The following is a 12441-nucleotide window of genomic DNA, read 5'->3' on the forward strand; positions in this document are numbered from 1 at the left end:
AGATCTGGCGGTCTCCCATTATCGAACCAGCGGGACCGAGATACCCTCTGACACGCTACTCCGTACCAGCCTCATTTGTTGGGTTGTGACGCACGTGTCTTCTGGTACCATAAGTAGAGAGTCGCACGTTGATGAATCGAGCAGAAAGAACGACATGTTGGACCCCAAAAGCCAGCAGGAACTCAAGCAGGAGATTGTAACTTGCATAACCTCCGACAAGGGTGTCTTGGAGGCACTTCGGGCCGAGGTAAGATCTCTCCGATCCGCTGTACGACGGATACAAGCTCGCAGCACAACCTCCATTTCTTTGGTCGGTACCGACGGTGGCAACAACCAACTACAATTTGACCCATTCTTGATTCAACTCATCCGTGTGGTTGATAGCAGCAACAACGAGTATTGCCTTGAGGCAGTCTCGCCGACTACCCCGGTCTCGCTGCTGGCCGAGCGTCATATCGCAGCCGATGGAACACCGAAGACCTCACTTGGGGAAATGATGGTTTACCTTGGCGTTAAAACATTGCCAGCGCTTTCCCATATGATCCGGTCGAATGAAGATGATCGCCCGGTTTCGCCAAGCTGGGTTCAGGTCTACAGGGAGTTGGTAGAGTGGGCGATCTTGTTCTCCCTGCTGAAAAAGGAGTTCGGCACTGACACGCTGATAATTTGCGATGGCCTGCTAAGAAGTAAAGTGTTTTCAAAGGATTTATTCGCAAAGTTGAGAATTGGTCTGCAGGAGAGAATTGAAGCGCAATGGACCAAGAGTCGGCGACGTATTTTTTTGGCGGGTGTGGCAAAACATAGCAAGGTTCTAACGCGGTACAGGCTGGCAATGGCTTTGGAAAGCGTGATGCAAACCGACTATCCGGCTTTCGTTGAGGTTCCGAGAGAGATTGAGGAGCGCGCCTACGTTTGGTCTGAATTTGCTCGTGGTGACGAGGAGGCAGACAAGGGTGGTGAAGCAAACAAATTTGTCGGCGGTAAGATGTTCTTGGTGAAGTTCGGCCAGCACCGAAGGGATCCAATCTGGCCAGTGGACATATTCCTGCCGCAAGCCCGCGATGCGCAAGCAATTATCGGTTCAATGCTTGCAGACGCGATTCATGGATTTCCGGTTCCACATTATCCACTTTGCCTGCAGAAGGCGCATGAAAATGCGGCTCTTGTGGACTTCGATTTCGACATTTTACAGGACTTCATCTACGAGGGGGTGAGGGGGAGTTTGGGAGTTCAGGCTCCTGATCTCGACGTATTTCAACTACAGGACGCTGATCCCGCACAGCGCCGGTACGGGTGACTGAAGTGAATTCGTTAGAGCTATTCCCGCGAGACAAAGTCGTTGGCATATTTCGAGGATTTCAACAGGGTGGGCTGGAGTTCCATGCTGATCTCGTACTCCCCTATAGAAGTGATTTTCAGAATATACCGATGCACGGTCAGTTTATCTTGGTGCAACTTGAAACCCCAGACGAAGCGGTAATGGGCCGAATTGCTTCGTTCTCTTCCGAGGGCAAGCTTTCATTCGGCTCCGGAGAAGAGTTCAACATACGTGCGGTTAAAGAAGAGCGCCAAATTCCGGAAGATCTGCGAGAGCAATATCTGAAATACCGGATCAATATCCGTGTTCTTGGGGTTCTCCGGAGAAATGGATCAGGTCTGACGTTTGTACCATCACATCGAAGATTGCCGCATGTGGGGAGCCAAGTTGCGTTCCCGTCTGAAGAGGTCCTCAGAGAAGTCGCTGGACATAACCTAGAAGGAGCCGGGATAGGCCATTTGGCATTTGGCGAATATGTCTACTATGGCCAAGAAAATGAAACGTCGGTCGAGGAATGGATGCAGGTCCTTGATCCTGAAGTAAACGTAAGATTTCCAGTCTCCTCCCTCGTTTCGAGAAGGAGCTTCGTCTTTGCGAGGGCGGGGTTCGGAAAATCAAATTTGAACAAGCTTCTTTTTGCGGAGCTGTACAAAGAGACGCCAAAGGTCCACAAAAAGCTCAATCGGGAAGTTCCAGTCGGAACAATCATTTTTGACCCAGATGGCGAATACTTTTGGCCAGATGATAAGGGTCGCCCAGGGTTGTGTGATGTGCCTCATCTGGAAGATAAGTTAGTCGTATTCACTGAGCGAAGAAACCCTAGCAATTATTATCAGTCATTTGTTGCGGGTGGCATCAAACTGGACGTACGACGTCTGAGGCCAAGTGATGTCATAGCGATTGCACTTAGCCCCGAACGTCAGGATCAGCAAAACGTTCGAAAGCTCAAAGGACTGCGCCCTGATCAGTGGTCAGAATTCGTGGATCTTGTCGATGAGCACGGCAATATGGCATCGCTCGATGAGGTCTGTCGCATCCTAGGTCTAGAGAGGTCGCAGGAAGCGGAGGCGCTGGCGGCCCGTGGCAACATGACCTCAATCGTCCGAATGCTCCATGATCGGAGCAGTCAACTCATGGACAAGTTGATTCAGAGTCTGTCGTCCGGGAAACTCTGCGTGGTCGATGTCTCCCAGATGAGAGGCGGGCAATCTCTAATTCTTTCGGGCCTTATCCTTAGAAGAATTTTTGATCGAAATCAGGAGGAATTTACGTCAGCAGAGCCCAAGACAATTCCAACGATCGCAGTTGTTGAGGAAGCACAATCAGTTCTAAACGAGAAGGCCCCTGCGTCTGAGCCCTATATTGCTTGGGTCAAAGAGGGCAGAAAATACGACCTCGGCGCGTTGTTGATTACACAGCAGCCCGGTAGCATTCCGGTTGAAATCTTAAGCCAAGGGGATAACTGGTTCATTTTCCATTTGTTGTCTGGCTCAGATCTTGGCGCACTTAAGAAAGCCAACGCCCATTTCAGCGACGATCTTCTCAGCTCACTGTTGAACGAACCAATTCCGGGCCAAGGGGTTTTTTGGAGCTCAGTCGGGGGCAAGCCCTATCCGGTGAGTCTTAGGTCAGCGTCATTTGAGGCTCAATTCAGTATGCTCGATCCAAACTACCAAGCTCCGGCCGGAAAAACTTTTGCCTCCAACTTGACTGGGAGCATGGGAAGTCATGCCGGTCAAGCTAGCAATCAGCCCGAAGCAATTGGTGATTTATTGGGCGGAACAGACGGGACCGGTGTGGCGGAACAGGTTTTTGATGCTAAACAGTCAATTGAAAGAAGAGCGATCGAATTTCTAAGGCAGGATTCAGATGCGATGCAGAAAATCGAGTCCGAATCTGGAATTGCATGGGGACACGTAAAAAGCGTTTTGCTTCAGGCACTACCTGATCACATCGATGATCGCGATCAAATGGCATTCAACCTAGTTAGACGCGCAATGGATGAGCTACTTGGAGTGGACAGATGGGATACCTACAAATCGGGTACTGGTGCCACTTGGATTCGTCGGAAGCCCTGAATTGGAAACGACAGATTCACCCACCAAGAGCAATCTAAACTCCATCTGTCCGTATTTTACGATGTTTCCGGTTGAGTTTCCGCTTGGAGTCCTCAAGGAAGGCGCATCCGATTCAAGCAAGGTACTAGACCCTTTTTGTGGTCGCGGAACAACTGTTTTTGCCGCTAGAAGCCTTGGACTGAGTGCACTTGGGATTGATGCGAGTCCAATCGCAGCTGCAATTTCTGCGGCCAAAGTTGTTGAAGTTGATCCGGAAAACGTAATCAGAACCGCCAAAAACATCGTGGGTGGTGGTAAGGCGGTAGATACACCCAAAGGTGAATTCTGGGATTGGTGCTTCGACACGGCCACTCTTAAGGAACTGTGCAGGCTCAGAGACGAATTGAATCGAGACGCTCGATCCCCGGAGCGGATTGCACTACGAGCTACAATTCTTGGAGCACTGCACGGGCCCAAACAAAAAACTGTGCCAGGCTATTTCTCAAATCAAGCGCCGCGCACCTATGCGCCAAAGCCAGCATACTCTGTGAAGTACTGGAAAACGCGCAGGATGAAGCCTGACCGAGTCGACGTGATCGAGGTCATTGCACGACGAGCAAGGAGGTTCTTCTCAATTACACCCAACAAAAACGGTCGTGTTTGTCATGGTGATAGCAGAGACTTCGACACCGTGTTGTCTGCCGCATCTACAGACGAGTTCGATTGGATCATCACGTCGCCACCATATTATGGAATGCGCACCTACATACCCGATCAGTGGCTGAGGAACTGGTTTTTGGGTGGGCCGCCCAAAGTGGATTACGGGCGATCAGGGCAAATCACACACCGCAGCCCAGAGTATTTTGCGGAAGATCTGCGTAAGGTCTGGAGAAACTCGTCCTACGTCGCGCGAAAAGATGCGTCTCTGGTCGTACTGTTCGGAGGAATTTCTGATCGCAGGGCGTCTCCTCTGGAGATTATCAAGTTGTCATTTTCTGGCAGTAACTGGGAAATTGAAAGCATCGAGCCAGCGGGAAATTCGTCGATGGGCAAACGCCAGGCAGATTCCTTTCTGGTAAAGAAGTCAAAGCCGGTAAATGAGTTCATTGTTCGAGCCCGGCCAAAGCCAATATCTGAACTTTCCTACAGCGATGTGATCAGAACCATCCATGCAAAGATGACGATCCGCAGCGCTGTGGATGGAGATGCACACTAGCAAACCAACTCAATACCATCCAAGCCATTCAGTTTACGCTTAAAAGATGCCAACAGCTGCGAATTTGGCGTTTGATGGCAACTAACTCCGAAAAGGTTTGAACGTTCGTGTGGATATCTGCCGACCAAAATCCACGCCGGGGTCGATGCAAACGGTTTGCCGCTCCACATCGCGATCACCAGAGGTCAATAGCATGTATCCGGCTTTGGCTGCGTATCTATAAGTCCCCGATCTAGCTTGCCTCGGCCACCTGGCGGCGGATAATGTCGGCGAAATAGGTGCAGGCGGGGCTCAGCTTGCTGTCGGCCCGGGTGCACAGCCCCACCGATCCCATCGTCGACTCCGTGTCGATCGGCAGCGTGACATATTCGCCGCTTTCGATCTGCGCCGAGACGACGCCGTGCGAGATGATCCAGATCGCCTGGTGCTGGCTGACGAATGTCCGGCCGAAGGAATCCGAAACGGTTTCAATGACCTGCAGGGGTTCGGTGATGCCCTGCTCGATGAACAGGCGGTCGACGAAGGGCCGGATGATCGATTGCAAGGTCGGCACCAGCACCGGATAACTGTCGAGCGCTTCGACCGCGAACTGTCTGCGGGACGCCAGGGGATGGCTGGCGTGGACCGCGAAGATGACCTTGTCGCGGTACAACGGCTCGAAAATCAGACCCTGCATCACGTCCGGAGCCGGCAGCCGCCCCATGACCAGGTCGAGTTCGCCGTTGCGCAACTGATCGAGCAGGGCGCGGTTCTCGCCGGTGATGATCTTCAGGCGGTTGCGCATGCCGGATTTCAGGTATTTGGCGACGGCGCGGGGGACGATTGTCGTCGAGACGGTCGGCAGGGCGCCGAGCCTGATCTTGGGCCCGTCCGCGACGTCGAGTTCGGCAAGCGCGTTGATGCCGTTGCGCGCGGCGGCCAGCGAACTGCCGGCATGGCGCAGGAACACCTCGCCGTGATGGGAGATGCGGATGCCGCGCCCCTCGCGCTCGACGAGCGGCTTGCCGCAGATGTCCTCGAGTTCGCGGATCGTCCGGGTCACCGCCGGCTGGGTGAGGTGCAGGTTCTCGGCGGCCCGGCTGACGCTTTTCTGGCGGGCGACCTCGACAAAGGTCTCCAGGTGCCGCAATTTTATCCTGCGCAGTGAACTCATATCTGTTTCGCTATTTAAATTGCTCCAATTATCATTATTCATCTCTAATGAAATATGTAAACATGCCCAGAAGCGCAATTACGGCGACGGAGCAGCCCATGTCAGAAGCCAAAACAGTGTCGGACCGACATGCGCAGGGCATGCAGACCCGCCGCAGCGTGCTCGGCGATGCCTATGTCAATGGCGCCGAGGAACGAAAGACGCCGTTCGACGGTCCGTTTCAGGATCTGATCGTCGAGGCCGCGTGGGGCCACGTCTGGTCGCGGCCGCAGTGGACGCCGCGCCTGCGCTCCATCGTAACGATCGCGCTGCTTGCAGCGCTTGGCCACGACGAGGAGGTGGCGATGCACGTGCGCGCAACCGCCAATACGGGGGCGACAAGGGAAGACATCTGCGAGGCGCTGCTGCACGTCGCGATCTATGCCGGGGTTCCGGCGGCCAACCATGCGATCAAGATCGTCAAACGGACCTTTGAGGAAATGGAAGCGGGCGGGGAGGCCGGCGATGCGTAACGCGACATACGAAACCGGCGCCTTTTTCGTGCGGGACCGGGCCTGGCATCCAAAGGCATACACGCCGGACTACAAGACGAGTGTGGCACGCTCCCCGCAAAGGGCGTTGCTGTCGCTCGAAAACACCATCGGGGAGATTACTGGCCCGGCATTCGGACACGACATCCTCGGTGAACTGGACAACGACCTGATCCACAATTTCGCCAAGCCCGGAGAAAGCGCCATCGGCGAGCGCATCATCGTGCACGGCCGTGTGCTCGACGAGCGGGGCAGGGGCGTGCCGGGCGTGCTGGTCGAATTCTGGCAGGCCAATGCCGCCGGGCGCTACCGCCACAAGAACGAGGGCTACATGGCGCCGCTCGACCCGAATTTCGGCGGCTGCGGACGGACCATCACCGATGACGAGGGCGGCTATGCCTTCAGGACCGTCAAGCCGGGACCCTATCCCTGGCCGAATGGCATCAACGACTGGCGGCCCTCGCACATCCATTTCTCCATATTCGGCTACGGGTTCGCGCAACGCCTGATCACGCAGATGTATTTCGAGGGCGATCCGCTGATCCCGCTGTGTCCGATCGTCCGCACGATTTCCGACGAGGCGGCCATCGAGCAGCTCGTCGCGCCGCTCGACATGGCGAACACCATTCCCATGGATGCGCGCGCCTACAAGTTCGACATCGTGCTGCGCGGCCGGCGCTCGACGATGTTCGAGAACCGCATGGAGGGCAATTGAATGGCCCAGCCGCTGAACCGCCTCAAGGAAAGCCCGTCGCAGACGGCGGGTCCCTACGTCCACATCGGCTGCGTGCCGAATTTCCTCGGCATCGAGGGTGTCTTTGATGCCGATCTCGGCAAGACCATGGTCAATGACGAGACGGAAGGGCAGCGGATCGCCATCACCGGCCGCGTGATCGACGGGACAGGCACGCCGCTCAAGGATGCGTTGATCGAGATCTGGCAGGCCGACGGCAACGGGCTCTTCAACAGCCCGTCGGAAACCCGCGGCACCGCCGATCCGAACTTCGCCGGCTGGGGACGCCAGCCGACCGACCTGAAAACCGGCATTTTCCGGTTCGACACCATCAAGCCCGGACGCGTGCCGTTCGTCGACGGCCGCCTGCAAGCGCCGCATGTGAATGTCTGGATCGTCGCCCGCGGCATCAATCTCGGCCTCAACACGCGCATGTATTTTGCCGACGAGGCGGAGGCCAATGCGGAGGATCCGGTGCTGGCGCGCATCGAGCACAGGGTGCGTGTGCAAACGCTGCTGGCCGAGCCGAGCGACGAGGGCTACCGCTTCGACATCCATCTGCAGGGCGACAACGAAACAATCTTCTTCGATATCTGACGCGGACAAGAAATATGGCGAAATTCCAGCCGCTGGCCGATGCCGTGCTCGAGAACCTCAACGACGGCGACGTCGTCGCTTTCGAGGGATTCACCCACCTGATCCCCCATGCCGCAGCGCACGAGGCGATCCGGCAGGGAAAGAAAGACCTCACCATCATTCGCATGACGCCGGATCTCATCTACGACCAGCTCATCGGCATGGGCATGGTCAAAAGGATGATCTTCTCCTATGCCGGCAACCCGGGGGTCGGCCTGTTGCGGCGCATGCGCGATGCAGTCGAAAACGGCTGGCCGCAGGCGCTGGAACTCGAAGAGCACAGCCACGCCGCCATGGCCAATGCCTATGAAGCCGGCGCCGCCGGCCTGCCTTGTGCGGTGTTTCGCGGCTATCGCGGCGCCGAACTCGCAAAGGTCAACAGCAATGTGCGCTCGGTGGCCTGTCCGTTTACCGGCGAGGTGCTGGCAGCCGTGCCGGCGGTGCGGCCGGACGTCGCCTTCATCCACGCGCAAAAGGCCGACCGGAAGGGCAATGTGCTGATCGAGGGTATTCTCGGTGTGCAGAAAGAGGCGGTGCTGGCGGCCACGCGGTCTGTTGTCACGGTCGAGGAAATCGTCGACGATCTCAACGCGCATCCGAATGCCTGCCTTCTGCCCGACTGGACCGTCGGCACGATTTGCCTGGTTCCGGGCGGTGCCCACCCGTCCTATGCGCACGGTTACTACGTCCGCGACAACGCCTACTACATCGCCTGGGACAAGATCGCCTCCGACCGCGAGGCCTTCCTTTCCTGGATGAAGGAGAACGTGCTCGATGCCACGCCGGAGGATTTTGGCGGCAGGGTCGGGAAATTGAGGAGTGCGGCATGAGCGACATGGTCCACACGCCCGACGAAATGATGACCATAGCCGCCTCGCGCGCGCTGAAGAACGACGATGTCTGTTTCGTCGGTATCGGGGCACCCTCGGCCGCCTGCAATGTGGCGCGGCTCACCCATGCGCCGGATATCACGCTGATCTACGAGAGCGGCACCATTGGAACGGCGCCGGACGTGTTGCCGCTGTCCATCGGCGACGGCGAGCTGTGCGACACGGCCGTCACCACCGTCGCAGTGCCGGAGATGTTCCGCTACTGGCTGCAGGGCGGACGCATCACCATCGGTTTTCTGGGCGCCGCGCAGCTCGACCGGTTCGGCAACATCAACACCACGGTGATCGGCGACTACGCGAATCCGAAGACCCGGCTGCCGGGCGGAGGCGGCGCGCCGGAAATCGCCGGCTCGTCGCGCGAGATATTCATCACCATGAAGCAATCGTTGCGCGGCATGGTCGAGAAGATCGATTTCTTTACGTCCTTCGGGCACGGCGAAGGCGGCGACCACCGCCAGCGGCTGGGCATCGAGACCCAGGGTCCGACCTTGCTGATCACCGACCTGGCAATCTGGCGTCCGGATCCCGAGACCAAGGAGTTCACGGTCGTATCGATCCACCCGGGCGTCACCAGAGAGGACGTCCAGGCGACCTGCGGATGGACAGTCAAATTCGCCGACCGTATAGAAGAAACGCCCCCGCCGACGGATCTTGAGCTCAAAACGCTCCGCGATCTGAAAGCACGCACGAAAGCGGCCCATCAGGGGCAGCCCGATCCAGGAAAGGCGGCATAATGCCCGAAGCATTCATCTGCGATTACATCCGTACGCCCATCGGGCGCTTTGGCGGGAGCCTCGCCGCCGTGAGGGCCGACGACCTCGGAGCGGTGCCCCTCAAAGCCCTCGCCGAGCGCAATCCGCAGCTCGACCTGGAAGCGGTCGACGAAGTTTACTATGGATGCGCCAACCAGGCCGGCGAGGACAACCGCAATGTCGGGCGCATGAGCGTGCTGCTCGCCGGTTATCCCGTCTCCGTGCCGGCGAACACGGTCAACCGTCTCTGCGGCTCCGGCATGGACGCAACCATCGCTGCCGCCCGCGCGATCAAATCCGGGGAAGCCGAATTGATCGTCTCTGGCGGCGTCGAATCCATGTCGCGGGCACCATTCGTCATGCCGAAGGCGGACGCGGCGTTTTCCCGGCGCGCCGAGATTTACGACACGACGATCGGCTGGCGCTTCGTCAATCCGGTCCTCAAGGCCCAGTATGGTGTCGATTCCATGCCCGAAACCGGGGAGAACGTGGCTGAGGATTTCGAGGTATCGCGCGCTGACCAGGATGCCTTTGCGCTGCGCTCCCAGCAAAAGGCCGCCGCAGCGCAGGCCAATGGCAGGCTCGCCAAGGAGATTACCCCGGTTACAATCCCGCAACGCAAGGGCGATCCGTTGGTCGTCGACCGTGACGAACATCCGCGCGAAACGTCGCTTGAGAAGCTCGGCTCCCTGCCAACGCCGTTCCGTCAGGGCGGAACCGTCACCGCCGGCAATGCGTCCGGCGTCAATGACGGTGCCGCGGCGCTCATCGTTGCGTCCGAGGCCGCTGTCGAGAGGCACGGCCTGCAGCCGATCGCCCGCATCCTGGGCGGTGCGACAGCCGGCGTTCCGCCGCGCATCATGGGCATCGGCCCCGCACCGGCCACCAAGAAACTCACCGCGCGGCTTGATATCGCGGTCGAGAATTTCGACGTCATCGAACTCAACGAGGCCTTCGCCAGCCAGGGCATAGCCGTTTTGCGCGATCTCGGCGTTGCCGAGGATGCGCCTTTCGTCAATCCCAACGGCGGGGCGATCGCGCTTGGCCATCCGCTCGGCATGTCCGGGGCGCGGATCACCGGTACGGCAGCCCTGGAACTGCGCGAGCGCAATGCGCGCCTGGCGCTTGCCACCATGTGCATCGGGGTCGGGCAGGGTATCGCCATCGCGCTGGAGCGGGTCTGACCCTAAAACAGTTGCGTATCAGCCCCTGGAGAAAAGTTCCCTGCCGGAGGGTGGATTGTCCGGATTGCGGCGGTCTATCTGCTGATAGAGCAGGAACAGGCGTTCGCGCCAGCTCGGTATCTCGCCCGACTGGGCGTAGCCGACACGCTCGGTGCCAAGACCGAATCCCAGGCTGACGCTGTCGTCGGTCGACGCTTCGCCGATTTCGGTCCAGCCGGCCGGAAGCGGATACGCGGTCGGCGCCGCCACGTTGGACCCGGTCCGGTAATAGAATCCGACCGTGGGGAAGGGCAGGGCGTCGGGATTCCCGGGGTAACGGAAATAGCCCGAACCGTCTCCGGCCGCCATGGCCTCGTCCCTTTGCCGGTAGATGACCTGGCCTTCCGGGTCGAACCCGTGTTCCTCAAGAACCGGAAGAAGACTCTCGAACGCCGTTGTTGTAACGAATGCAAATCTGTCTTGCTCCAGGCCCGCGACATCCACCAGGAATTCGAGCACCATCGAGAGCGAACCGGCAGGTGCCATGTCCTTGGGCGAGCGAACATAGAATATGTGAAACAGGGGCAGCACCTCCGGATCACCTTTTTTGTCTATGTCCTCGATCCGCGCGCAGGGTTGAACGGCCATCTGGCCCCTTTGCGTATCGATCTCCGTGTCGTCGTAACGCAGCCCGCCGTTGAAACTCTCATTTCCGGTCACAATCGGCTGGTGATCGACAAGCGTGTAGCCCTTGCCCTCAAAGAAATCGATCATGGTTTCGTGCAGGAGATGGGTGGGCAGGTCCAGCGAAGCGCCATCGCGGCGCGGATTTTGTGCCAGTGCCGAAGCAGGCAAAAGAGACACCGCCGCCATGGCCGCGCCGCCCTTCAGAATCGTGCGTCGTTTGTTCGACAAAGCGGTCTCTCCCTCCCCGCAGCTGTGTCTTTGTACTGACCTACCATCGATATAGTCGTGATTTTGGAGGATCAAAGGGCAATGGCGCGCTGCGCGGGTCTTTCTTACAAAATCTTCATTTCGTCATTGCCGCCATGTAACTTTCGACGTTCACTTCGGCGGCGCTTTCCTGTTATTCCTCGACTGAGATCGAATGGAGAAGATTTGCAGCGCGATGGTACGTTTCAGCCGGACAATTGCCTTACTGCTACTGCTCATGGTGCCCGGCGCGAAACCGGTGCTTGCCCATACGCTTTCGGGAACCGAGACATGGGTCCACATTGCCGCGCCCGGAATCGAGCTGCGCATTACGTTCTTCAGCAAGCGACTGGCAGAGGCGGCCGGACTGAGCCTGTCCGGCGACGGGAAGGCCGCAGACCGGATGCAGGAAATGTGGCGCGTGGAATCGGACGGCAGGCCGTGCGAGGCCGATGCCGAATCCTTGCGAACCGAGCGGCCGAACGGTCATCTGACCGTGAAGCTGCGCTATCCTTGTGCGGCCGTCGGGGACGAGATTGTGCTGGTGCCGCGCTTTTCCTCAGCTTTCAGCCGTTCACATACCAATGTGCTGCGGGTTCTTGTCGGCGACCATCTGGCCGAGTTCCGGCTGCGGCCGGGCTCGCATCCGGTCACAATTCCAGTCGGAAAGCTCGTCAGGGACAGTGACGTGGTGATTTCCGAGGAGTTTCTCGGCGGCGGAGACTAGATACAGAACGGGTTAACTCAGATTTGATCTGAAGGAAAATGGTCGCGTTTACCAGCAAATCTTCATGTTTGCGACACCCGTGCCATGCCAAAAAGCCAGAAGTTTGCTTTACCTGACCGCCCCGCTCCTTGAACCGGAAGCGGCCAGGGCAGCGCTGTTGCTACTGTAATGTGCACGTAAAGGGTGTTCCATCCTTTGTTTTTCCAACAACCCTTCGGTCACTGACTCTGGTGACCGGGTATCTACCTCCACTTTTGTAGGGACTTAAGTGAATCATCGCGGTCCTTCCGCCGCGATAGCTGGCGTTCTTCAGCTTTTTTGCAGTGCATTTCC

The 12441-nt window shown here is 57.8% G+C and carries 12 protein-coding genes; 10 read left to right on the plus strand and 2 right to left on the minus strand.

The window, feature by feature from the left end; translation table 11 throughout:
* The first annotated feature begins 154 nt into the window (after positions 1 to 154).
* The 3 genes from E4M07_RS01980 (at position 155) to E4M07_RS01990 (ending at position 4591) form a co-directional block, all read left to right on the plus strand.
* Positions 155 to 1297, plus strand: a complete 1143-nt coding sequence (locus E4M07_RS01980) for a hypothetical protein (protein WP_136656603.1) — start codon at positions 155 to 157, stop codon at positions 1295 to 1297.
* Positions 1298 to 1428: 131 nt separating this feature from the next.
* Positions 1429 to 3396 carry a DUF87 domain-containing protein gene (locus E4M07_RS01985; protein ID WP_206057155.1) on the plus strand — a complete coding sequence of 656 codons (1968 nt, stop codon included), beginning with the start codon at positions 1429 to 1431 and terminating at the stop codon, positions 3394 to 3396.
* Position 3397: 1 nt separating this feature from the next.
* Complete coding sequence (locus E4M07_RS01990) at positions 3398 to 4591, plus strand: DNA methyltransferase (RefSeq protein WP_206057156.1); 1194 nt, start codon at positions 3398 to 3400, stop codon at positions 4589 to 4591.
* A 232-nt stretch (positions 4592 to 4823) separates the two neighbouring features.
* Here E4M07_RS01990 and pcaQ read toward each other — a convergent pair whose 3' ends face one another.
* On the minus strand, positions 4824 to 5744 hold the full coding sequence (gene pcaQ / locus E4M07_RS01995; protein WP_136656606.1) for a pca operon transcription factor PcaQ: 921 nt from the start codon (positions 5742 to 5744) through the stop codon (positions 4824 to 4826).
* Between the two features lie 98 nt (positions 5745 to 5842).
* On the opposite strand from pcaQ, the gene pcaC reads away from it, so the two are divergent.
* From pcaC to pcaF, 6 genes are read left to right on the plus strand one after another with little or no spacing between them, the layout of a single operon-like run.
* Positions 5843 to 6256, plus strand: a complete 414-nt coding sequence (gene pcaC, locus E4M07_RS02000) for a 4-carboxymuconolactone decarboxylase (RefSeq protein ID WP_136656607.1) — start codon at positions 5843 to 5845, stop codon at positions 6254 to 6256.
* On the plus strand, positions 6249 to 6989 hold the full coding sequence (pcaH, locus tag E4M07_RS02005) for a protocatechuate 3,4-dioxygenase subunit beta (protein WP_136656608.1): 741 nt from the start codon (positions 6249 to 6251) through the stop codon (positions 6987 to 6989). The genes pcaC and pcaH overlap by 8 nt, the downstream gene beginning before the upstream one ends.
* Complete coding sequence (gene pcaG, locus E4M07_RS02010) at positions 6990 to 7604, plus strand: protocatechuate 3,4-dioxygenase subunit alpha (RefSeq protein WP_136656609.1); 615 nt, start codon at positions 6990 to 6992, stop codon at positions 7602 to 7604. It begins immediately after the preceding gene.
* A 14-nt stretch (positions 7605 to 7618) separates the two neighbouring features.
* Entirely contained in the window at positions 7619 to 8473 is an 855-nt protein-coding gene (locus tag E4M07_RS02015; RefSeq protein ID WP_136656610.1) for a CoA transferase subunit A, read from the plus strand.
* Entirely contained in the window at positions 8470 to 9267 is a 798-nt protein-coding gene (locus E4M07_RS02020; RefSeq protein ID WP_136656611.1) for a CoA-transferase subunit beta, read from the plus strand. Before E4M07_RS02015 ends, E4M07_RS02020 begins: the two co-directional genes overlap by 4 nt.
* The gene (gene pcaF, locus E4M07_RS02025; protein ID WP_136656612.1) at positions 9267 to 10469 is read left to right on the plus strand and encodes a 3-oxoadipyl-CoA thiolase; all 1203 of its coding nucleotides are present in this window, start codon (positions 9267 to 9269) and stop codon (positions 10467 to 10469) included. Before E4M07_RS02020 ends, pcaF begins: the two co-directional genes overlap by 1 nt.
* Positions 10470 to 10487: 18 nt before the next feature.
* On the opposite strand, the gene E4M07_RS02030 is transcribed toward pcaF, so the two are convergent.
* Complete coding sequence (locus tag E4M07_RS02030; RefSeq protein ID WP_136656613.1) at positions 10488 to 11363, minus strand: twin-arginine translocation signal domain-containing protein; 876 nt, start codon at positions 11361 to 11363, stop codon at positions 10488 to 10490.
* 193 nt (positions 11364 to 11556) lie between these two features.
* On the opposite strand from E4M07_RS02030, the gene E4M07_RS02035 reads away from it, so the two are divergent.
* On the plus strand, positions 11557 to 12108 hold the full coding sequence (locus E4M07_RS02035; RefSeq protein WP_136656614.1) for a hypothetical protein: 552 nt from the start codon (positions 11557 to 11559) through the stop codon (positions 12106 to 12108).
* Positions 12109 to 12441 lie beyond the last annotated feature (333 nt).

Origin of the sequence: Nitratireductor sp. XY-223 (genome assembly GCF_004959855.1) — a bacterium.
In the GTDB taxonomy this organism is placed as follows: domain Bacteria; phylum Pseudomonadota; class Alphaproteobacteria; order Rhizobiales; family Rhizobiaceae; genus Hoeflea_A.

Coding starts and splice junctions, on each gene's coding strand:
- E4M07_RS01980 (WP_136656603.1), top strand. CDS start 155: ATGTTGGACCCCAAAAGCCAGCAGGAACTCAAGCAGGAGATTGTAACT.
- E4M07_RS01985 (WP_206057155.1), top strand. CDS start 1,429: ATGCACGGTCAGTTTATCTTGGTGCAACTTGAAACCCCAGACGAAGCG.
- pcaQ (WP_136656606.1), bottom strand. CDS start 5,744: ATGAGTTCACTGCGCAGGATAAAATTGCGGCACCTGGAGACCTTTGTC.
- pcaC (WP_136656607.1), top strand. CDS start 5,843: ATGTCAGAAGCCAAAACAGTGTCGGACCGACATGCGCAGGGCATGCAG.
- pcaH (WP_136656608.1), top strand. CDS start 6,249: ATGCGTAACGCGACATACGAAACCGGCGCCTTTTTCGTGCGGGACCGG.
- pcaG (WP_136656609.1), top strand. CDS start 6,990: ATGGCCCAGCCGCTGAACCGCCTCAAGGAAAGCCCGTCGCAGACGGCG.
- E4M07_RS02015 (WP_136656610.1), top strand. CDS start 7,619: ATGGCGAAATTCCAGCCGCTGGCCGATGCCGTGCTCGAGAACCTCAAC.
- E4M07_RS02020 (WP_136656611.1), top strand. CDS start 8,470: ATGAGCGACATGGTCCACACGCCCGACGAAATGATGACCATAGCCGCC.
- pcaF (WP_136656612.1), top strand. CDS start 9,267: ATGCCCGAAGCATTCATCTGCGATTACATCCGTACGCCCATCGGGCGC.
- E4M07_RS02035 (WP_136656614.1), top strand. CDS start 11,557: ATGGAGAAGATTTGCAGCGCGATGGTACGTTTCAGCCGGACAATTGCC.